The organism is Shewanella piezotolerans WP3, from assembly GCF_000014885.1.
GTDB classification, from domain to species: domain Bacteria; phylum Pseudomonadota; class Gammaproteobacteria; order Enterobacterales; family Shewanellaceae; genus Shewanella; species Shewanella piezotolerans.
The window spans coordinates 737,388-757,829 of the sequence record NC_011566.1 but is presented as its reverse complement, the minus strand read 5'-3'; the positions used below and the strand labels follow the sequence as shown (position 1 = coordinate 757,829).

19 protein-coding genes are annotated in these 20,442 nt (G+C 43.3%); 8 read left to right on the top strand and 11 right to left on the bottom strand.

What is annotated here, in order from left to right; all coding sequences use genetic code 11:
• Nucleotides 1-260: 260 nt before the first annotated feature.
• Nucleotides 261-1,043: a tetratricopeptide repeat protein gene (locus SWP_RS03335; RefSeq protein WP_020910948.1), complete on the bottom strand. Its 783-nt coding sequence runs from the start codon at nt 1,041-1,043 to the stop codon at nt 261-263.
• A 440-nt stretch (nt 1,044-1,483) separates the two neighbouring features.
• Between SWP_RS03335 and crp the strand changes: the two genes are divergently transcribed.
• The 4 genes from crp to SWP_RS03315 all read left to right on the top strand — a co-directional run bounded on the left by crp (nt 1,484) and on the right by SWP_RS03315 (nt 4,652).
• Complete coding sequence (gene crp / locus SWP_RS03330) at nt 1,484-2,119, top strand: cAMP-activated global transcriptional regulator CRP (protein WP_012156707.1); 636 nt, start codon at nt 1,484-1,486, stop codon at nt 2,117-2,119.
• A gap of 80 nt (nt 2,120-2,199) precedes the next feature.
• Entirely contained in the window at nt 2,200-2,538 is a 339-nt protein-coding gene (locus SWP_RS03325) for a PepSY domain-containing protein (protein ID WP_020910947.1), read from the top strand.
• Between the two features lie 111 nt (nt 2,539-2,649).
• Nucleotides 2,650-3,324, top strand: a complete 675-nt coding sequence (locus SWP_RS03320) for a response regulator transcription factor (protein WP_020910946.1) — start codon at nt 2,650-2,652, stop codon at nt 3,322-3,324.
• Nucleotides 3,321-4,652, top strand: coding sequence for an ATP-binding protein (locus SWP_RS03315; protein WP_044555634.1), 1,332 nt, complete (start codon nt 3,321-3,323; stop codon nt 4,650-4,652). Before SWP_RS03320 ends, SWP_RS03315 begins: the two co-directional genes overlap by 4 nt.
• Nucleotides 4,653-4,719: 67 nt before the next feature.
• Here SWP_RS03315 and SWP_RS03310 read toward each other — a convergent pair whose 3' ends face one another.
• From SWP_RS03310 to dbpA, 6 genes are all read right to left on the bottom strand, one after another.
• The gene (locus tag SWP_RS03310) at nt 4,720-5,517 is read right to left on the bottom strand and encodes a DUF1338 domain-containing protein (RefSeq protein ID WP_020910943.1); all 798 of its coding nucleotides are present in this window, start codon (nt 5,515-5,517) and stop codon (nt 4,720-4,722) included.
• 235 nt (nt 5,518-5,752) lie between these two features.
• Nucleotides 5,753-7,213, bottom strand: coding sequence for a succinylglutamate-semialdehyde dehydrogenase (gene astD / locus SWP_RS03305; protein WP_020910942.1), 1,461 nt, complete (start codon nt 7,211-7,213; stop codon nt 5,753-5,755).
• Nucleotides 7,214-7,222: 9 nt separating this feature from the next.
• On the bottom strand, nt 7,223-8,242 hold the full coding sequence (gene astA, locus SWP_RS03300) for an arginine N-succinyltransferase (protein ID WP_020910941.1): 1,020 nt from the start codon (nt 8,240-8,242) through the stop codon (nt 7,223-7,225).
• A gap of 129 nt (nt 8,243-8,371) precedes the next feature.
• Complete coding sequence (locus tag SWP_RS03295; protein ID WP_020910940.1) at nt 8,372-9,589, bottom strand: aspartate aminotransferase family protein; 1,218 nt, start codon at nt 9,587-9,589, stop codon at nt 8,372-8,374.
• Nucleotides 9,590-10,111: 522 nt separating this feature from the next.
• On the bottom strand, nt 10,112-11,254 hold the full coding sequence (locus SWP_RS03290; protein WP_020910939.1) for an HDOD domain-containing protein: 1,143 nt from the start codon (nt 11,252-11,254) through the stop codon (nt 10,112-10,114).
• A 136-nt stretch (nt 11,255-11,390) separates the two neighbouring features.
• Complete coding sequence (dbpA, locus tag SWP_RS03285; RefSeq protein WP_020910938.1) at nt 11,391-12,767, bottom strand: ATP-dependent RNA helicase DbpA; 1,377 nt, start codon at nt 12,765-12,767, stop codon at nt 11,391-11,393.
• A 340-nt stretch (nt 12,768-13,107) separates the two neighbouring features.
• Between dbpA and SWP_RS03280 the strand changes: the two genes are divergently transcribed.
• Nucleotides 13,108-14,418 carry a DsbA family protein gene (locus tag SWP_RS03280; RefSeq protein ID WP_044555633.1) on the top strand — a complete coding sequence of 437 codons (1,311 nt, stop codon included), beginning with the start codon at nt 13,108-13,110 and terminating at the stop codon, nt 14,416-14,418.
• A gap of 37 nt (nt 14,419-14,455) precedes the next feature.
• On the opposite strand, the gene SWP_RS03275 is transcribed toward SWP_RS03280, so the two are convergent.
• Nucleotides 14,456-14,665, bottom strand: coding sequence for a YheV family putative zinc ribbon protein (locus SWP_RS03275; RefSeq protein WP_020910936.1), 210 nt, complete (start codon nt 14,663-14,665; stop codon nt 14,456-14,458).
• Nucleotides 14,666-14,826: 161 nt separating this feature from the next.
• Between SWP_RS03275 and SWP_RS03270 the strand changes: the two genes are divergently transcribed.
• The gene (locus tag SWP_RS03270) at nt 14,827-16,737 is read left to right on the top strand and encodes an ABC transporter ATP-binding protein (RefSeq protein ID WP_020910935.1); all 1,911 of its coding nucleotides are present in this window, start codon (nt 14,827-14,829) and stop codon (nt 16,735-16,737) included.
• Between the two features lie 57 nt (nt 16,738-16,794).
• Nucleotides 16,795-17,232, top strand: a complete 438-nt coding sequence (locus tag SWP_RS03265) for a TIGR02444 family protein (RefSeq protein WP_044555632.1) — start codon at nt 16,795-16,797, stop codon at nt 17,230-17,232.
• A 101-nt stretch (nt 17,233-17,333) separates the two neighbouring features.
• On the opposite strand, the gene SWP_RS03260 is transcribed toward SWP_RS03265, so the two are convergent.
• The 3 genes from SWP_RS03260 to SWP_RS03250 are packed head-to-tail and all read right to left on the bottom strand — an operon-like array spanning nt 17,334 to nt 19,537.
• Entirely contained in the window at nt 17,334-18,071 is a 738-nt protein-coding gene (locus SWP_RS03260) for a TIGR04219 family outer membrane beta-barrel protein (protein ID WP_020910933.1), read from the bottom strand.
• 2 nt (nt 18,072-18,073) lie between these two features.
• Nucleotides 18,074-19,045 carry a DUF2333 family protein gene (locus SWP_RS03255; RefSeq protein ID WP_020910932.1) on the bottom strand — a complete coding sequence of 324 codons (972 nt, stop codon included), beginning with the start codon at nt 19,043-19,045 and terminating at the stop codon, nt 18,074-18,076.
• 12 nt (nt 19,046-19,057) lie between these two features.
• A complete protein-coding gene (locus tag SWP_RS03250; RefSeq protein ID WP_044555631.1) occupies nt 19,058-19,537 on the bottom strand; it encodes a copper chaperone PCu(A)C in 480 nt (159 codons plus the stop codon).
• A 35-nt stretch (nt 19,538-19,572) separates the two neighbouring features.
• Here SWP_RS03250 and SWP_RS03245 point away from each other — a divergent pair, with 35 nt between their 5' ends.
• A complete protein-coding gene (locus tag SWP_RS03245; protein WP_020910930.1) occupies nt 19,573-20,310 on the top strand; it encodes an enoyl-CoA hydratase-related protein in 738 nt (245 codons plus the stop codon).
• Nucleotides 20,311-20,442 lie beyond the last annotated feature (132 nt).

Below are 20,442 nucleotides of genomic sequence, written 5' to 3'. Positions count from 1 at the left end.
GCTAACCTCTTAGCTATAATCTCTAACAGTAAATTTTGCTCTCATATTAACCTGTTTACTTCCTTGGATATGCAGCCAACCTCTTAGCTCATCTTGAAAAGTCAATTTCACATCCACATTGATCTGTTTAAATCTTCTGCAAGGCTAAAAAGCGAGTTCTTATAGCCTATTGGTATAATTGGTTCAGTTTCTATGGTTAGGCAAATTTTTGCCCCAAAAAAAAGCGCCCAGTAGTATGAGCGCTTTCCCAGTATTAAGTATTACTTACCTATGAGGGGAACGACTTCTCTATACGGCTCAGAATTCTGGTAAATTTCAAGTCGCTGCATAAACTCACCGGTTTTACTTTTATCTGATGTAACGGTTAATGCCTCAATGGCTTTTTGTTGAGTTGTAATCGCAGCGTCAAAATTCCCAAGCTCGGCATAGGCAGCGGCAAGGTTATCTAAGTTGGTAGGATCTTTTCCGTTGGCTTCAAGTAAAGATAACGAAAGCGCTAGTGCTTGATCACCGTCGCGGTACTTAGCTTCTGGGCAGGTTGCCAAAATCCATGCAACATTCCCCAGCGAAACTTCATCACCAACTAATTTAAACTGCTCTACAGCTTTACCACAGTTGCGCTCAACACCTTCTCCACCCGAAGCATAAATAAAGCCTAACCTAAAATCTGCCCACTTATTCCCCTGCTTACTCAATGCAGTGTACCACTGCTTCGCAGTCGATAGGTCTCGGGAAACAATACTGCCTTCAAACGCTAGGTCAGCGATGGTTTGCTGAGCCTTAGCATGGCCTTGCTGTGCAGCAGCAGTAATCCACCCCATACCAGTGTCTTGATCTTGCTCTACATAACGACCAGAGAGGTACATAAGCCCAAGTAAATATTGAGCATCGAAATCACCTTGAGCAGCTTTTAACTGGATATGCGCTACTCTACTGGCTTCTTCAGCGCCTTTAGGTTGAGGGATCGAAAAGGCTTGAACAGCCGTGCTCGCCGTTATAAAAAAGACCACTACAGTATTTAAAATCCAAGGTCTAAACTTCACGTGAGCTCCTTTAAAATCAAACCACAAACACATGTCTTAGTGGTTATTGCTGAAATATGCTACCTCGCAGTTAGCCAGAATTTGCCACAAATGTCGAGAATTAAGACTCAAGCGTAGTAATGAGAATCATTTTTATTGATAAGGTTCAAAAAATGCTACAATTGACGCCATCCATTATTGTGCTATGCACTGTCTGCCAGAAAGTAACCAAACAGGATGTGATATTGCTTGCAGAGTTAAGCATACTATTGCCTGAAAAGCCGTTATGAGTTGACATATATTACTAATGTATCAGAATAAAAGACTATCTTGATAGCGAGTTACCTTCATGCGTTAAGTCTAAAGTAAGACTTCCATCAAGGTTTCACTTGCTTAATTGACGTAAGATGCTTAATTAGCATATTCTTACTCTTAACGTAAATCAGTCGAGGAACATAGGCATGGCTCTGATTGGAAAGCCAAAACCAGATCCTACTTTGGAATGGTTTTTATCACACTGTCACATTCATAAGTATCCAGCCAAAAGCACTTTGATCCACGCTGGTGAAGATTCAGATACGCTTTATTACATCGTAAAGGGTTCGGTTGCAGTCTTGATTAAAGACGAAGAAGGTAAAGAGATGATTCTTTCTTACCTAAACCAGGGCGACTTTATTGGTGAACTAGGTTTATTCGAAGAGCAAGCAGAGCGTACTGCTTGGGTTCGTGCTAAGCAAGCTTGTGAGATTGCAGAAATTTCATATAAGAAATTTAAGCAACTTATTCAGGTTAATCCTGAAATTTTGATGAAGCTTTCTTCGCAAATGGCTTATCGTCTACACAGCACCAGCCAAAAAGTTGGCGACTTAGCCTTCTTAGATGTAGCTGGTCGCATTGCACAAACATTGCTTCACCTTGCTAAACAGCCAGATGCAATGACGCACCCTGACGGCATGCAGATAAAGATCACTCGTCAAGAGATCGGTCAAATTGTAGGTTGTTCTCGTGAAACTGTTGGTCGCATCTTGAAAATGCTTGAAGAACAAAATCTTATCCAAGCTCACGGTAAGACTATCGTAGTATACGGTACTCGCTAATACAGTATTAAGCTCGGTTTAAGACAGCTTCTATAAAGTGGCCTGAGATATATCTCAGGCCATTTTTTTAGGAGTTTCGCTTGAAAGTTGCCATTTATTTAAGCGTTTTGATTTGCTTTCTAAAGCTCTCTACCTTAGCTTTTGCCAGCCCAAAAATTGAAGTTGAGCACTATCAAGCTCAACAACTTGTCAAAGGTGGCGAGATCTTATCACTTGACGTGACCCTTGCGGGTATACAAACCCTCTGTCACGGAAAGCTTATCGACGCTCATCTATACCAGCAAAATGGCCACTGGCGCTATGAGTTACAGATCCGAACGACCACAAGCCAACTCGTTGAATTAACCCTTGATGCAAAAAGCGGTCAACTCACTCATCCAACAAAATTACCAAGTAGTTGCATTGCAAAGCCATTGTAGTATTGGCTTATAAATCAGATCGCTTTACACTGTTAACATTACTATTGAGTTCATACTCCTGTCGAAGTCAACGTGTTCAATACTCTACAGGTATCACTGAGAGCATACTTTATGAAATTACTCCTTGTTGAAGATAACACGCTACTTGTTGAAGAACTGCTAAAACAGCTTAAACAAGCTGGCTATGTCACTGACACTACTGACAAAATTAGCGAAGCTGACTATCTAATTAAGGAGACCAACTATGATTGTGTCATCCTTGATATTGGATTACCCGATGGTAATGGCCTTGAGTTACTTGAACGCTGGCGTGAACAAGGCATACATACGCCAGTTATCATGCTAACGGCCCGTAGCCAGTGGCATGAAAAAGTAGAAGGTTTTAATTCTGGTGCTGATGACTACTTAGGAAAACCGTTTCATACTCAAGAGCTACTGGTCAGAATTCAAGCGCTAATCCAGCGCGCTCACGGAAAAGCCAATACGCCAAATAAGCAGCTTACTTATGCGGGAGTCGCGTTAGATGAAAGCCAGCAATCCGTCACTGTTGCAGATAACACGTTTGAGCTTACGGCGATGGAGTTTAGGCTATTAAAGATATTCTTAATGTCACCTAAAAAGCTTTTGTCAAAAGCCCAGCTAACAGACAAGTTATACCAATTTGATGATGAGAAAGAGAGTAACGTAGTTGAAGTTTATGTGACTCACCTGCGCAAAAAATTGGGTAAAACTGCGATAGAAACTCGCCGTGGCCAAGGGTATATTTTTCACGGCATCATTCAATGATTTCAATCCGTAGCAAACTAAGCCTGTGGTTAACAGGCTTAGTCGTTATCGCCACAATAGTGGCAATTATTTTTTTCGAGTCCATGCTTCGCCAAGCATTTCATGATTCAATTATTGCCAGATTGCAGGAAGATCTTCAGCAAGTCCTGCTTGCGACCCATATTGAAGACAGCACCTTCAGCATCGACCAAAGCCAACTTTCAAACTTCTATAAACCTGTTTACTCAGGTCGATACTACCAGCTGGATCTTCCTGAGCAGGAACTCAGATCACGTTCACTGTGGGACCAGCGTCTAGAAGTCGTTGATTTAGAAAAGGGCGAAACCCGTGCCTGGCAAACAAAGGGCCCGCAAAACCATGATATCCAGCTGTTATCTATTGGGCTAAAATCTGAAACTTCGGGACTCAATGCAACACTCACCGTTGCGCAAGATTTAAGTATTGGTCGTAAAGTCTTTTCCGAGATCTATGGCACCAAGCTCATCGTTAACCTTGTGATGTTAATGACCATGATAATGGGGATATTTTTAGTTCTGCGCCAATCCTTTAAGCCGGTAAACCAAATGAAAGATACCTTAGCGAAATTACGTGAAGGTGAAATATCCTCTTTCGATCTTGATACGATTCCATTAGAGCTACAACCATTGGCGTCTAATTATAATGAGCTTTTGCAATATTCAAGCAAGCAGATCGAACGCAGTCGTAATAATCTCGGTAACTTAAGCCATGGTCTTAAAACTCCAATAGCCGTAATGCAACAACAGGTAGAAGCTTTAGGGCTAAAAGATCCTCAGTCTGCTCAGGCGTTACAAAAGCAACTCGACCTAGTGCATAAAATGATAGAGAGAAAACTAGCTGCAGCTCGAATTACCGGTGACATGTTGCCAGCGGCCCAAATGCAGTTGCCAAAAGATATTGAAGATCTAACCCAAACCCTGAAAAAGGTTCATCGTACTAAAAACATCAATTGCCGCTTTAACATTCCAGCCGATATAAGCCGCTTACCCATGCACCGCGAAGATGGTATGGAGCTACTCGGTAACTTGCTAGATAATGCCTTTAAATGGGCTGACAGTGAGATCCGAGTCTGTATTAGCAATCATAATCAGCAGTTACTACTGACGATTGAAGATGATGGCCCAGGGGTTAAAACAGAAGAGCTGGCTCAGCTAACTCACCGTGGTAAACGCTTAGATGAAGCAACAATGGGACATGGGCTAGGCTTGTCGATTGTAAAAGACATTGCCGAGCAATATAAAATTGCTTTGCTATTTGAACACAGCCAAACCTTACCAGGCTTGAAAGTTACCCTAGATTTTAGTGATTAGCAAAAAGCTTCGCCCACAAAAAAGCCGGAATAATTCCGGCTTTTTCTTTTATATTAGGCTTACAAACTTAGTTTACGTTAGTGCTTTCAAAAATCTTGTCCGCTGACGCTGCCACAAAGCCTGTGTAAAGCTCTCCGTCTGCTTTAGGGTAACGGATAGCAAATTCATAAAAACAACTAGGGATCTCAACCACAGCGTCTGAGAAGCTAACATTGATCTTGTCTGCCATAGTTGAAGATTGCTCTAGCAATACTTCTGGGCTGCCCTTAACTTCACCGCCGACAGCATTAAGCACGAAACCGGCTTCTTTTAGCGCATCATTAACTTCAAAAATAGTATTAAAGTTAGGTAGGTGATTAATTGAAACAGTGAAGTGGTTCGCTCTATAGCCCAACGCTGCAACCCAAGCTGCATATTCACTTTCAGCTAATAGCAACTCATAGGTCTTAGCATCTAAATCCCAGTGACGACCCGAGTAAAGGAAGTTATCTGCAGTTGTAGCCGCGTCATCAACCTGCTCAATCAGGCCTTTAATGGTTGTCTGCAGTTCTTCGCTAAACTCTTCGACCAACAACTCGGAAATAAAGACTTTTGGTTGAGTGCTATCAGGATGTTCAAAATGTTTAGCATTCAGTTTCTTGGCTTCAAACTTGTAGTCACCGCAAGCAACATAACCGATAGATTCAAAATGTGCAGCTAGTACATCAAGGTTAACCTTGCTGATATTAAACGTTCGCAGTGCAATATGATCGTTAATGATCTTGTCGCCTTTTGAAAGTAACTGATGAACTTTAGCTGCAGAGGGTGTCATCTCAATATAGTCTTGCCAAAGTGCTTCAAATAACGCGTTTACATTAGTGTGCATCGTTAACTCCTTTACGCCTGCGTGCTTATTGTTTGTTTATGTCACGCGGCTGTACACATTTGAGGGATTTAGCAGCCCCACCTAGGTTGGTAGATGAAGCCGCTAGTACTTGCTAGATTTGTATTGCATCAACTGTTATTGATGCTTGCTCAACAGCTTTAATGGTCCATCAAAGCTGATGATATAAACAAAAGGGAAGTGCCCCGAGCACTTCCCTTTTGATTTATCCTTAAAACTAAATGCTCAGACCTGGGCTTAGTTTTGCGGGTAAGCTGACGGCGTCAGCTTCTACCGAAGCAACTGGGTAGGCACAATAGTCAGCAGCATAAAATGCACTAGCTCTGTGGTTACCCGATGCACCAACACCACCAAATGGTGCAGCACCTGAAGCGCCTGTTATCTGTTTGTTCCAGTTAACAATGCCGGCACGAATGCGCGCTAAGAAGTAATCATAATCTTCGCGGCTATCAGCCAGTATGCCAGCAGAAAGGCCATAACGAGTCGCATTAGCCAGTTTAATAGCTTCGTCAAAATCGCTATAACGAACTACTTGTAGCAGCGGGCCAAAGTACTCTTCGTCAGGTAGTTCAATCACGTCAGTGACATCAATCAGACCCGGAGAGACAAGGCCTGTCCCCGCTTCTAGATGCGTGAGTTCAACCATTGGCGTAGCACCCAAGTTAACTAGATTACGCTGCGCTTCAACCATGCCTTTTGCTGCGGTTTCTGAAATCATCGATCCCATAAACGGCTGTGGCTGTGCATTCCACGCGCCCACTTGGATGTTGTTAACTGCTACAGCTAGTTGCTCAAGCAGTGCATCACCGGCTGCACCTTTTTCAACATATAGGCGACGAGCACAAGTACAACGTTGGCCTGATGAGATATAAGCAGACTGGATAATGTCATGTACGGCAGCTTTAGTATCTTCAACACCCTTAATAATCAGTGGGTTATTACCGCCCATCTCTAGCGCCAAAATTTTACCCGGGTCGCCTGCATATTGCTGATGCAGGATATGACCTGTGCGCGAGCTACCAGTGAAAAATAGACCATCAATTTGTGGATGTGATGCTAACGCTTTACCTGTTTCAACTTCGCCCTGTACAAGGTTTATCACGCCCGCTGGCAAACCTGCTTTTTCCCAGAGCTTAAGCATAAGCTCTGCTACTTTTGGGGTTAACTCTGATGGTTTAAATACTACAGTGTTACCCGCCAATAATGCCGGCACGATATGGCCATTTGGTAAGTGACCAGGGAAATTATAAGGGCCAAATACCGCAACCACGCCATGTGGCTTATGACGCAACACTGCGCGGCCAGCTGGAGTGTCATTCTCAGAAGTTCCCGTACGCTTGTGAAAAGCCGCGACGGACAAGCCGATTTTGCCAATCATAGCGCCAGCTTCAGTCGCGGTTTCCCACTGCGGCTTACCGGTTTCTTGTGCAATCACTTCAGCCATTTCAGCTTTGTTTGCTTCAAGTTGGTCACGGTACGCTTCAACAATGGCTAAACGCGCTTCAAAGCCAAGCATAAACCAGTCAAATTGAGCATTACGTGCAGCGTCTACTGCAGTATTGACCTGCTCTGGCGTCGCTGTTTTACTGTTCCAGATAACTTCTTGGTTAGCGGGGTTAATTGATGTCACTTCGTGACCTAAACCTGCTGTCCATTTACCTTCAATAAATTGTGTCATTTTATAATCCTACATTGCCAAGACACGGATCTGCTCACCCTCTGCAACCATCAGGCCTGCAGCGGTTTCAGCATCTAAGATCACGTTGTCGTTGTCGTCTGATACAGCTAACTCTGCAGCTGTAGCGCGGTAATTTTCAAGTTGAGTATTTGAAACGATATAGCTAGTTGCAGCCGCTGGTGTATCACCAATGGTCACAGTAAGCAGTCGGCTTTCGCGTACCGAGCGAATATCATTTAGGTTACACTCTACAGTCGGCCCGCCGTCGAAGATATCGACGTAGCCACGGCATCTAAAACCTTCTGCTTGCAGTAAATTAAGTGCAGGTCGGGTATTAGCATGTACTTCGCCAATCACTTTCTGTGCTTCTTCTGGCAGCAAACATACATAAACCGCATTTTTTGGCATCATTTCAGCCATAAATGCTTTTTGTCCTAAGCCTGATAAGTAATCAGCTTCAATAAAATCGATACCAAGGAAATGTTTCTGCAACCAATCATAAAAAGGCGAGTTGCCCTCGTCGTCGCTTTCACCACGCATTTCAGCAATGACAGTTTCGCCAAAACGCTGTGCATGTTGCGCTAAAAATAGAAAACGACTACGAGATAACATGCGGCCATTGTTATTTTTGCGATAGCTGCCACGCAGGAATAAAGTACACAGCTCAGCAGCGCCGGTATAGTCATGGCATAAAGTCAAAGTCTCAACTTCATTGCGTACATCAATCTGCTCAGAATGGTAAACTTCGGTGCCAAGGCGGTAATGGTAGAAAGCATCTTCCATGCCCACTGCCGCTTCAATACCACAAGTACCGACGACTTCGCCGTTTGCAGTATCTTCAAGCACCATTAAATAGCCTTCATCAAAAGGCTTATCAACCTGTTTTTTAAACGAGGCTTCAACGCGAGCGATCTTGCTTCTAAGAAGATCTTCGTTCACTGGTAAAGATGTGAATCCATGGCCTGACTCTTCTGCTATTTGGTATAGCGCGTCAAAGTCAGTGGATCGAATTGGACGTATAACTAACATCTAGGAGTCTCCTCACTATCACTTGTGATTGCCTCAACAGTGCTTAATAAGCCAATGTTAAGAGCTAACCAACAAGTATCCTAAAGACAAAAAAGAAGCGCTAGAATGATCTAGCGCTTCGTTTGCCAATTAGGCTGCGACTACTTTAGCGACTGCTCGCTCGAAACGCGCTAGGCCTTCCGCGATGTCTGCTTCTGGAATAACCAGAGAAGGAGTGAAACGTACCACGTTTGCACCAGCGACCAAGCTCATAACGCCCTCTTGGATACCGGCTACTAGGAATTCTTTTGCGCGTCCTTGGTACTTTTCGTTAACTACTGCACCAATCAACAGACCTTGACCACGTACTTCAGAGAAAACGTCATACTTGTCATTAATCTTATTTAGACCATCACGTAGCAACTGCTCACGCTTTTTAACGCCGTCTAACACTTCAGGAGTGTTTACGACGTCCAGAACTGCATTACCAATTGCACATGCTAGTGGATTACCACCGTATGTTGAGCCGTGAGTACCAATCTTAAGATGATCTGCGATCTCTTTAGTTGTCAGCATAGCTGCGATTGGGAATCCACCGCCAAGTGCTTTAGCAGTAGTCAGTACGTCTGGTACCACATCGCCACGCATATAAGCATACAGCTCACCAAGACGACCAACACCAGTTTGAACTTCATCAAATACCAACAAAGCATTGTGCTTATCACAAAGTGCACGTACCGCTTTTAGGAATTCAGGATCAGCATCGATAATGCCGCCTTCACCTTGAAGTGGCTCCATCATTACAGCACAAGTCTTGTCAGAAAAGACAGCTTCTAGCGCAGCAATATCATTGAATGGTACATGAGTGATGCTTTGTGGCTTTGGACCGAAACCGTCTGAGTAAGCCGCTTGACCACCGACGCTTACGGTGAAGAAAGTACGACCATGGAATGCTTTATCAAATGCGATAATTTGATCTTTCTCTGCGCCAAACTTATCCATCGCGTAACGACGTACTAGCTTAAGCGCTGCTTCGTTTGCTTCTGCGCCAGAGTTGGCAAAGTAAACACGGTCAGCAAATGTTGCTTCAACAAGCTTAGTCGCTAATTCAAGCGCTGGCTCGTTAGTCATAACGTTAGATAGGTGCCAAAGCTTTTCACCCTGTTCTTTTAGCGCGCCAACCAAAGCTGGATGACAATGGCCTAAACAGTTAACCGCAATACCACCAGCGAAGTCGATAAACTCTTTACCTTCTTGATCCCAAACTCGGCTACCTTCGCCACGAACAGGGATTACAGCTGAAGGCGCATAGTTAGGCACCATAACTTCGTCAAATTGGGCACGTGTAAGATTAGTGTTAACGCTCATTCTTTCTCATCCTTTCTAATTTGCGACTACTTTTATGCAGCCGTTTTCCGCTTGATGCCTTTATCTTATGTAGGTGACATCGCGGTTGTTTGTTTTGCTAGGAGGACATTATTAGCGAAAATGTGATCAAAATACCAGTTTTTCACAACCTTCTAAGAGCTGTTCAGCCTTAATAGTGCATAAAGATTTGAAGAACTGAATTATCAACGCAGATATGGCGTGGGTTTAAGCATATTTAGTCATAAAAAAGTTATCTAGAGCAAGTAAACGCTAAATATTCAAACTTATTGAATAATTAGCAAGCCCTATCAGGCTATTATCGCGCTAGAAAGCATTAATTCGTTACTTTTTTAACCAGTACATGATTAACTAACCAAATTAGTCTTTTCTATTAAGAATTGTATATTATTTTTTGACAATAATTGGCGGATGTATGGACGTCTATATACTGATTCAGCGTTAGAAATGATATGGGATATCGAAATGCTTTTTGATAATACTGTCGCCTTATTTTATGTAACACTAAATTAAGGACTGTTTACGGTAGTTTTGCGCATTCAACCGGATTAACTCTTGCTCAGAAAGCTCATAATAGTCATACATAACCCGTCGTTCTGCAGCAGTAATATTTCCAGATTCTTGTAACAGGTGAACACGAGCGAAACAGTTAGCTCTCTCTAACAACTTTGCGTCATCGTTCAAGTCTGCATATTTCAAACTGGTATTAATCGACTTGAATGCCTGCGTTAGACGGCTTTGTTCAAAATCAAGTAACTCCAGTAACTGCCAGTTCAATAAACCACTATGCTTCAACGCCTGTTGATAAACATCCAACGCTGGAAACTCAGTCACCATCACGGCATCGTAAAGTGCTTTATCACGACTGGCACTTGCCTCTTTGAGCCAAGTTCCCCAAGTGGAATCGAACAACTTGGCGCAATTACTAATAACACAGGAGTTACCTAGTTGATTCATCAAACTGCAGCTATAGAAGAAAGCGCGGTCTTTACCGTGCAACTCAACCAAAGCTTGCGCCGCTATCGCGCTGATAATGCTAAAACGCCATAGTTTGCGTGTGACCCATAGCAACTGAGGCTGACCACTGGGCATCAGGTTACGTAAGCAAAAAAAGGGGATTAACGCCTGTAGGTTTTCAATACCAATATAATTGAGGACCAACTTTATATCGGTGACTTGGACTTCAGAAGACTTTGGACGACGATGTCTAAATGTCGGGCTATTGATCATATTAATAAGATCGCGTTGCAACCAAGGCAATGCCATCACCAACGGCCGTATTTTCACCAGATCCACTTGTTTGGAATAGAGCATTTCCATCAACAAAACCTGTTTATCATCAAGGTTTGAATGTTCAAGCACTAGTTCGATGGATGTTAGTTGATGTTCAATGGTTCGGTTTACGCTAGTGATGAGCTGGGTCGACACCGCTTTATATAACGCTTGGGCGCGCTTTTGCTTGTCGATTCGCGCTCTAATCGCCTCTCGTTCAATTTCAAGTTTATTAGCGTTAACTTCAAGCTGTGCATCAATTTCACCAGCCATCGCTGTAGGCTTGCTTTTGCCTACAATCAGCAAGTGTTGCAACCTATGCTCTAGCTCAACGATTTTTCCGGGCTTTACTCCACCCGCGACTGAAATTGCCACAAAGAACCCTACTTTAAACCTTAAACTCAATAGTTGTGACAAACACTAGCCGTGTATTATCACCTTTTTAAACAGCTATAAAAAATCCAGAGTGACTCTGGATTTTTATCGGCTCAACCACAAAATTATTTAGTCGTTAACGCATTTCCCAGGCGCGATATGAACGCCCTTTCAACTTACCATTAACGATTTTGTGTAGTGCGCGCTTAGCAACTTTACGATTAATAGCTACATATGAGCGGTAATCAGTAATTTTAATTTTGCCCACTTCACTACCTTCGATACCGTCTTCTCCCGTCAGCGCACCAAGAATATCGCCGGGACGCAGCTTCTGCTTTTTACCGCCATCAATTTGCAAAGTAATCATGCTTGGTTGTGTCGGGAAAGTATCGAGTAGATTCTCGGATGGTAGCCCTTCGCTGATGATATCTCGCTCAAGATAATCTTCAAGCAATGCCACCTTGTAACCATCTTCATCGCTATAAAACGTATGTGCAGCACCTTTGCTGCCCGCACGTCCAGTACGGCCAATACGGTGAATATGAACTTCAGTATCAAATGCAATGTGGTAGTTAATAACCGCATCTAACGCATCAATATCAAGTCCTCGCGCTGCAACATCCGTTGCCACCATTATCGACACACTCTTATTGGCGAACTGCAACAAGGTTTGATCTCTGTCTCTTTGCTCAAGATCGCCATGCAATGCCACAACACTAAAACCATCATTTTTAAGTTGCGCGGCCACATCTTTAGTTTCGCGCTTAGTGTTACAAAAAACCACTGCGCTTTCAGGGCGGTGCTGCAATAACAATAACTTCAATGCACGCATGCGATCATTATTATTCCCCACTTCATAAAAGTGTTGGTCAATAGTACTTGTTTCATGCGTAGAAGCGACTTTAACCAACACAGGTTTGAACATTATCGAATCTGCAATAGATTTAATCTGTTCAGGAAATGTCGCGCTGAAAAGTAATGTTTGGCGTTCAACAGGGACCTGTTCGACAATGGCCTCAAGTTCAACTTGAAAACCCATGTCTAGCATGCGATCAGCTTCATCGAGCACTAATGTGTGCACATCATCTAGATGTAAACGGCCACGATCTAAATGATCAATAATTCGTCCTGGTGTGCCTACAATAATATGTGCGCCGTGTTCAAGCGAACCGATTTGTGGACCCATTGGTACTCCACCGCAAAGGGTAAGCACTTTAATGTTATGGATACCACGGGCTAATGTACGGATCTCTTTTGCTACTTGGTCAGCAAGTTCTCGAGTGGGACACATCACCAAAGACTGAATACGAAAACGCTTAACATCTAGCTTATGCAATAGACCCAAACCGAATGCGGCAGTTTTACCCGAACCGGTTTTGGCTTGGCCAATGACATCTTCCCCATTAAGGATCGCTGGTAAGCTCTGTGCCTGAATTGGCGTCATCGACTCAAACCCCATAGTGGTTAAGTTGTCGAGTAACTCAGTTTTGAGCTTTAGGGTTGAAAACGGCACTTGGCCATCGGTATCGAGGACTGATTGAGTCAAAGTTTCTTTCCTAAGTATTCACTGCGAGAATGAAGCTCATTGCTGGTCAATAACGGCTAACCAGTAAATTACAGATGGCGCTCTTGCCGATTCTCTGCAGCGATAAAATATTGTGACAAAGGCCTTTTATACACAAGGCTCAAATTGTCGATGATGAATGCTAACTATTATAGCGCGCTATTGTAGCAGTTATTACAATAGATGCAGCATACGCAGATGTTTTCAGCAATAAAGATTAAAGCCTGTGCTTTACCTGTAGCGCTTTGCCGCTTATGTTAAAACTAACTTCTGCAATTAGCCCATTATCATGTCCGTTAAAACAGCTGTTATGCCTTACCTTGCACAGTGTTTATCCAGCAATGAATTGCTTAATACCAAACGCTATATTTTTGAACTTAAACGCAAGCTGCTACGTCAACCTCACGATCTAAAAGTGTTTATTAAGATTGATGATCCCTACAGTTATATTTTACTGCAAGCTTTGGTGCCATTTATCACCCGCTACGGTGCAGCGATGCCACTGAGTTTATCCTTCCACCCGATAATTTCGCAGGCTAAAAATGCCTTTCCAGAGCCACTGCTTTGGCAAAAAAACGCCTTCAACGACTGCCAGTATTTGGCTAAGCTATATGGATTTAATTTTCCCGACACAAATTTAAGCTGCGACTCACAAAAAATCACAGCAACTAAAGCACTGCTAGCTTGCGACGCCTCAACCACAGAGATTCATCAATTAATAACAATTTTTGAGCAGTTTTGGCTGGGGAAACTTACCGGAAACAACGCCAGCTTGAGTCACGTAGAAGACGAAATTTTGGCTCGTAATAAGGCATTACTAAAAACTCTCGGTCACTACCAATCTGCCACCATTTATTATGGCAACGAGTGGTATTGGGGAGTCGATAGGCTTGCCTATTTAGAGCAGCGTTTGAATACATTAAGCCAACAGAATTTAGCGCCGCAATATACTAAGACCAGGCTTAGATCTGATATACAAGTGCTCGATAGCAAAATCCCCCGGTTAAACCAGCCGCACTTAACACTTTATTTCTCCATTCGTAGCCCCTACTCCCATTTAGGCTTAGAGCAAGCTGCAAAGCTTGTCGACAAATATCAAATTCCACTGCGAGTCAAACCTGTACTGCCGATGATTATGCGTGGTTTAGCGGTTCCAACCGCCAAAAAAATGTATATCTTTCACGACACCACTCGTGAAGCACGCCGCTTAAACATAGATTATGGCAAAGTAGCTGACCCTCTAGGTAAAGGCGTGGAGAGATGTTACGCACTATTTGAATATGCTGAACAACAAGGTAAAGCTGTCGAATACCTGTTAAATTACTCGCGAGCAGTCAATAGCCAAGGCATACATAGCCATACAGATGAGGGTCTTAAACGAATTGTTGAGCGTAGTGGATTAGATTGGCAGCGTGCCCTAAGCCTATTAGAGCAAACAAACTGGCGTCAATGGGCGCAACAAAATCTTGAGGAAATGCTAGCGCTCGGCCTTTGGGGAGTACCGAGCTTCAATTATCAAGATAATCATCAAAAAATTAGCGTTTGGGGACAAGACAGGCTCGCTAGAATAGAGCAGTTAATTGTTGCTCAAAACGATTAACCCTCTTCTATCTTTCAGCTGTGATATGCCTATTGCTTTATTCAGGTTTAAAAACACCGATAACCGCACCAGTCGCTTTTTTAGCAACTTTCTCTTCTGTTTGTTGCTCTCGATAATCGCACTCAACACATTCAACCGTTTCAATGCCATTATCTTTAAACAGTACGATAGATTCCTTTGCTTTACACTTTGGGCATTTAGCGCCGGCAACAAATCGTTTCTTCACTTTCTTGGTGGTGGTTGTCATCAATCAGCTCCCTAAGGGTAAATTCGCCGCTATTTTGCCACAAAAGTATAAATAAGCCGATACATAGCCAGAGTTTTGCTTGTTGGTCATAGCAGTCAGACTAGAAACTAAGCTATTATCCCCTGCATTAATTGCGTTAACTCAGACTCAAGTCGGCATAAATGATCACCATCTCTCAAGCTCAACTCGTTCGCGGGTCTAAAACCCTACTCGATGAAACCTCGTTAACCGTTTACCCAGGCCACAAAGTGGGCTTAGTGGGTGCTAATGGTACGGGTAAATCGTCACTTCTGGCACTTATCTTAGGCAAGATCTCATTGGACAAAGGCGACTTTTCTATGCCGTCTGGCTGGCAGACAGCTACGGTTGCTCAAGAAACACCAGCGCTAGAGGTCGCGGCTATTGAGTATGTGATTGATGGAGATACCGAGTATCGTGAACTTGAAGCAGCTTTGCATCAAGCGCAAGAGCAAGATGATGGTCATAAAATCGCTTTACTACACGGTAAAATAGACGCCATTGGTGGCTATGCAATCCATAGCCGAGCGGCAAGCCTATTAGCAGGCCTTGGATTTAGTGAAGCAGAGCAATCTAATCCAGTGAAGAGCTTTTCGGGTGGTTGGCGCATGCGCTTGAACTTAGCCCAGGCATTATTATGCCGCTCTGACCTATTGTTACTCGATGAACCCACCAACCACTTGGATTTAGACACCATGTACTGGTTAGAGGGTTGGATTAAGGCGTATCAAGGTACATTGATTCTGATCAGTCATGACCGAGACTTTATCGACGGTATTGTTGACGAAATTGTCCACGTAGAAAACTACAAACTCAATTATTACAAAGGCAACTACACGGCCTTTGAACATGTTCGTGCAGAGCGAATGGCGCAGCAACAAGTGGCCTTTGAGCGTCAGCAAAAAGAGCGAGCCCACATGCAGTCATTCGTTGACCGCTTTCGCTATAAAGCCAGTAAAGCTAAGCAAGCTCAAAGCCGCTTAAAAGCACTTGAGCGCATGACCGAACTACTGCCTTCACAGGCTGACAGCCCGTTTCATATGGCTTTTAGAGAACCAGAGGCACTGCCTAATCCGCTAGTCACCATGGAGCAAGTTTCAATCGGCTATGGTGAGACGGAGATCCTAAAGAAAGTTCATTTGAACTTAGTGCCTGGTGCTCGCATTGGTCTACTGGGTCGAAATGGTGCAGGTAAATCAACCTTAGTAAAGCTGCTTTCTGGTGAACTATCGCCCATGAAAGGTAAATACGAAACCAATCCAGGTCTCAATATCGGCTACTTTGCCCAACATCAATTAGAATTTCTAAGCTTAGATGATACGCCGCTGCAACACCTTGCTCGCCTTGCACCTAATGCTAAAGAACAAGAGCTACGCAACTTTTTAGGCGGCTATGGCTTTAATGGCGATATGGCCGTTGCACCTGTACGCCCATTCTCTGGTGGTGAAAAAGCCCGCCTAGTGTTAGCGCTGCTGGTTTGGCAACGCCCTAACCTATTATTACTCGATGAACCGACCAACCATTTAGATTTAGAGATGCGCCACGCACTCACCATGGCGCTGCAGTCATTTGAAGGCGCGATGATTATTGTCTCGCACGATAGGCATTTACTGCGACTCAGTTGTAGCGATTACTACTTAGTCGACCAAGGTGAAGTGAAGAGCTTTGAAGGCGATCTAGATGATTATCATCAATGGTTACTGGATGCAGCGAAGACGGCCAATAAAGACGATGCTGCAGCAACAGCTAAACCAGTTCAAGACAAGAAACAGCAAAAGCGTTTGGAAGCAGAGCTTAGGCAAAAGCTATCACCAATGAAAAAAATCCAAACCAAGCTAGAGAAAGAGCAGCAGAAAGCCAATGACCGTTTAAGTGAGCTGGAACAGATGCTAGCGGATGCCAGTCTCTACGATGCTGATAATAAACCCAAGCTTACTCAAGTGCTAAATGAACGCACCAAGCTCACTCAAGGCTTAGAAGAAAGCGAAATGGAATGGTTGGAAATTCAAGAACAGATAGAAGAGATTGAACAAAGTGTGCGAGCTTCTGTCTGATTAAGATAATGGAATAATTAAAAGGGGCATTAGCCCCTTTTTCAATGGACAATGAAGATGACGTTTCTCAACAAGCTAGATGGGCTACTTTGGCAAGATTGTGATGATATCTATCTAAAGCATCAACAAATATGCCTAGCGCTACAAGATGACTACCAAGTGAACGTGAATCTATTGCTGCTGGCGACTTGGCTCGATAAGCAAAGCCATTTACTTTCGCTGCAGCAGTGGCAAACGCTGCAACAAGATACGTTTAAATGGGAATCACGTGTATTACTTCCCTATCGAAAGCTGCGCCGGTTAAGTAAATCTTGTTTAGCTGCAGACGAGTATCAACAGATGCTGGATGTGGAACTGATGCTGGAGCGTAAATCACAAAAGCTTATCTTACACAGCCTCAATCAATTGGCGTGGCAGGGAGAAAGCAGTAATTTGGCAAGCTATCTTTCGCTATTTAACTTAAGCGATAAAGACTATGCAGCTCTAACTAGATAAGCACTTTAACAAGTTAGAATTGAGCATTAAACACAAAAATGCCAGTCTTAGAGACTGGCATTTAATTAAGTCATGCGCTGTTTAACATATTAAAAATATATTTAGAAAACCAGTTCTACACCCGCAAAGTAACCTTTAAACTGCATGTCTGCGGTCACGCCGTCAAAACCATTAACATCAAATTTGAAGTCACGGTAACCTGCACGGATGCGGTAATCGAGTGCAGTGCCATCAAAGTTCCAACCAAGACCCACTGAATAATCGTAGACGTTTGACTCGTCTACGCCCATCATAATATCAGCAAAACCGTACAGGCCAAGACCAGGTATGCCCACTTGTGCGTCAACATAGCCCATCACAATACCGCTATCGATGTCTTTTCTTTCTGGGTGACCAGCGTCTGCTACACGGAATTCACCATGCATAAGCTTATATGCAGCACCAATATCTAACGCAACAATATCGTTATCTAGAATCTCGTAATAAAGCACAAAATCAGTATTGCTTAGGTCAGTCGTTGCGTTTACATCACCGATGAAGTTATGACCATTAAAGTTAAAATCAGCACCTGACATGCTGCCTTTACCTTCTAAGCTATTCTCACGGATCTTAACATTCGGGATCAATGGAATTGGATGCTCGATAGCAACCCAGATACTGCCTTGCGAAGAATCTTTATAGTTAAACTCTTGCTGCGGCTGGCCTCTTTCTGCAAAAGTTCCACTGGTATCAGCTTGCCAGTAATCACCACCCACTTTAAAACCAACAACAGAAGCAGCATGAGCAGAAGTGCCGACTAGAGAGCCTAATAGTGCACACGCTAATAATGTCTTTTTCATAGTTAACCTTGAGTCAATAAGTTAGTTAAATCGATAACCGCGGCATTTGCACGCGAGATATAGTTTGCCATCACCAAAGAGTGATTAGCGACAACCCCAAAGCCTGAACCATTAAGGATCATAGGGCTCCAAACGGGTTGCTGAGTTTCTTCGAGTTCACGAATAATTTGTCGCAAACTCACTTGAGCATTCTTTTTCTTTAACACGTCAGCAAAATCAACTTCCACCGCTTTCATGAAATTAAGTAGTGCCCATGTTGCACCACGAGTTTCATAAAACACATCATCGATTTTCCACCAGCTGGTTTTAATCTCTTGTGCTACATAGCCAGGGGTTGATTGTCTTGCCGAGCTATCACCAGAAAGATCAGTATTGAGCCTCTCTTGACCAACACTTGCAGAAAGTCGTTGTGACATACTTCCAAGACGTTTCTGCACCTCTTTCAACCATTCGTTTAGGTTATCTGCACGGGCATAAAACTGCGCATCAGGGTTTTCTGTTGCGACCATGCGAGCACGGTACAACTTCAATAACTTAACAGCATCTCTGTACTCACTTTCAGCACTTGGCACCAACCAACTAGTATGCTCAATATTGAGTTTTGAATGGGCCGCCAGTAAGTCCTTATCCGCAGTTGATTGAGACTGAGAACGGCTAAACTCTTTACGCATAATTAGCGCTAAATCACGAGCCTGCTCAATAGCACCAAATTCAAATGCTGGCATGTTGTCCATAAAAATAGACGGCGGTGTGACATCATTCGACAACCAGCCCCCTTGCTTATCTAACAAGGCTTCGACAGTCAAAATTAGCGACGTTGTCGTGGCGTAGCCTGTTACTTGGCGACCATTATCTTGCTTATAAACCTCTTGCTCAATAACATCAGGCTCAACGCTCCACCAAACTGCAACAAAGTAGCCAATCAAAAAAATCACCGCGGCGATACCAACGCCTTTCTTCCATGTCATTTGCATTTGCTGTTACTCCTAATGATGGTGATGATGGTGTTCAGACTCTGCCGAAACGGCCTGTTTTTGTACCGGTAGTGAAATCACTTGCTGCTGGCCATCTGCAAAGTTTAAGGTTAGCTCCACTTTGCTATCTTCAGTTAGAGGGGAATCTAAGCCCAACAACATAATGTGATTACCTGATTCAGACAAAACCAAGCTGCCATGTGAGTCTATGTCAAAGCCATCAACTTGGCGCATTTTTATCATGCCGTTTTCATCAACAAGTGTATGCAGCTGAGCCTCTTTGGCAAATGGAGCTGTAACCGAAACAAGGCGAGTTGCAGGGCCATGATTTTCTAAGGTGATGTAAGCCGCAGTATTGGGCACGCTGGCAGGCATTGCGCGAACATAACCATCGGTGAGCATCACCTGTGCAAAAGCCGAGAATGAAAAGCAGCTTAACAGAGTAATGTTAAACAGTTGTTTGAATATTTGCTTCAATGTCTTAAACTCCATTTTAAAATCTAATTCGCAACATGAGGACATAACGAATGAGTACGATTCAGGTTAAGGACGATAATGGGGTACGAATTATTACGTTTAATCGTCCAGACAAGCGCAATGCACTTAACCTTCAAATGTATACACAGCTAACAGAATACCTTATCCAAGGTGAATCGGACAATGAAATTCGAGCCTTTATGTTCCGTGGTCAAGCACAATGCTTTACATCTGGTAATGATGTAGCTGACTTTTTAAAAAATAGTAACTTAGGTGTAGATCATCCTGCATTTAAATTCCTTTTTTGCCTACTCGATTTGACAAAACCAGTGGTTGCAGCCGTTACAGGAGCAGCGGTCGGTATCGGCACAACCTTACTGCTTCATTGCGATTTAGTTTACGCCGACAACACAGCAAAATTCCAGCTGCCTTTTGTCAAACTTGCGTTAGTACCAGAAGCGGGTGCCAGTCTTTTACTGCCTCAAGTTGTCGGCCACGTAAAAGCCGCAGAGTTACTCATGTTGGGCGAAAGTTTCGATGCTAAATCAGCACATCAATATGGATTAATTAATGATGTGATCACTAATGAAGATATTTTTGAGTTTTCGCTAAGCCAAGCGAAGAAGCTTGCTCAGCAACCACCGATTTCACTGCAAACAACTAAACAGCTTATGCGCTACAACAAAGAAGCGATCAGGGCGCAAATGGAAAAAGAGCTAGTTGAGTTTGGTGCTAGGCTTGCTAGTGATGAAGCAAAATCTCGTTTCGCAGCATTTTTAAAGAAGTAACTTACCCGCTAAAGACAGGCTAATTTGCAAAGTATGCTTGGATCGGTATCGCGATTAACAAGCATACTTTTAATTTAAATGACCAAAAGCGGCACAGTGTAAGTTCGCATAATCACAGCCTTTGAATGCTAT

What these genes read in the sequence shown, in the direction of transcription:
- SWP_RS03260 (WP_020910933.1), bottom strand. Translation starts at nt 18,071, where the DNA reads ATGAAAAAGACATTATTAGCGTGTGCACTATTAGGCTCTCTAGTCGGC.
- SWP_RS03310 (WP_020910943.1), bottom strand. Translation starts at nt 5,517, where the DNA reads ATGCACACTAATGTAAACGCGTTATTTGAAGCACTTTGGCAAGACTAT.
- SWP_RS03255 (WP_020910932.1), bottom strand. Translation starts at nt 19,045, where the DNA reads ATGCAAATGACATGGAAGAAAGGCGTTGGTATCGCCGCGGTGATTTTT.
- astA (WP_020910941.1), bottom strand. Translation starts at nt 8,242, where the DNA reads ATGTTAGTTATACGTCCAATTCGATCCACTGACTTTGACGCGCTATAC.
- SWP_RS03295 (WP_020910940.1), bottom strand. Translation starts at nt 9,589, where the DNA reads ATGAGCGTTAACACTAATCTTACACGTGCCCAATTTGACGAAGTTATG.
- SWP_RS03265 (WP_044555632.1), top strand. Translation starts at nt 16,795, where the DNA reads ATGACGTTTCTCAACAAGCTAGATGGGCTACTTTGGCAAGATTGTGAT.
- SWP_RS03280 (WP_044555633.1), top strand. Translation starts at nt 13,108, where the DNA reads ATGTCCGTTAAAACAGCTGTTATGCCTTACCTTGCACAGTGTTTATCC.
- SWP_RS03315 (WP_044555634.1), top strand. Translation starts at nt 3,321, where the DNA reads ATGATTTCAATCCGTAGCAAACTAAGCCTGTGGTTAACAGGCTTAGTC.
- SWP_RS03275 (WP_020910936.1), bottom strand. Translation starts at nt 14,665, where the DNA reads ATGACAACCACCACCAAGAAAGTGAAGAAACGATTTGTTGCCGGCGCT.
- SWP_RS03270 (WP_020910935.1), top strand. Translation starts at nt 14,827, where the DNA reads ATGATCACCATCTCTCAAGCTCAACTCGTTCGCGGGTCTAAAACCCTA.
- SWP_RS03320 (WP_020910946.1), top strand. Translation starts at nt 2,650, where the DNA reads ATGAAATTACTCCTTGTTGAAGATAACACGCTACTTGTTGAAGAACTG.
- crp (WP_012156707.1), top strand. Translation starts at nt 1,484, where the DNA reads ATGGCTCTGATTGGAAAGCCAAAACCAGATCCTACTTTGGAATGGTTT.
- SWP_RS03250 (WP_044555631.1), bottom strand. Translation starts at nt 19,537, where the DNA reads ATGGAGTTTAAGACATTGAAGCAAATATTCAAACAACTGTTTAACATT.
- astD (WP_020910942.1), bottom strand. Translation starts at nt 7,213, where the DNA reads ATGACACAATTTATTGAAGGTAAATGGACAGCAGGTTTAGGTCACGAA.
- SWP_RS03245 (WP_020910930.1), top strand. Translation starts at nt 19,573, where the DNA reads ATGAGTACGATTCAGGTTAAGGACGATAATGGGGTACGAATTATTACG.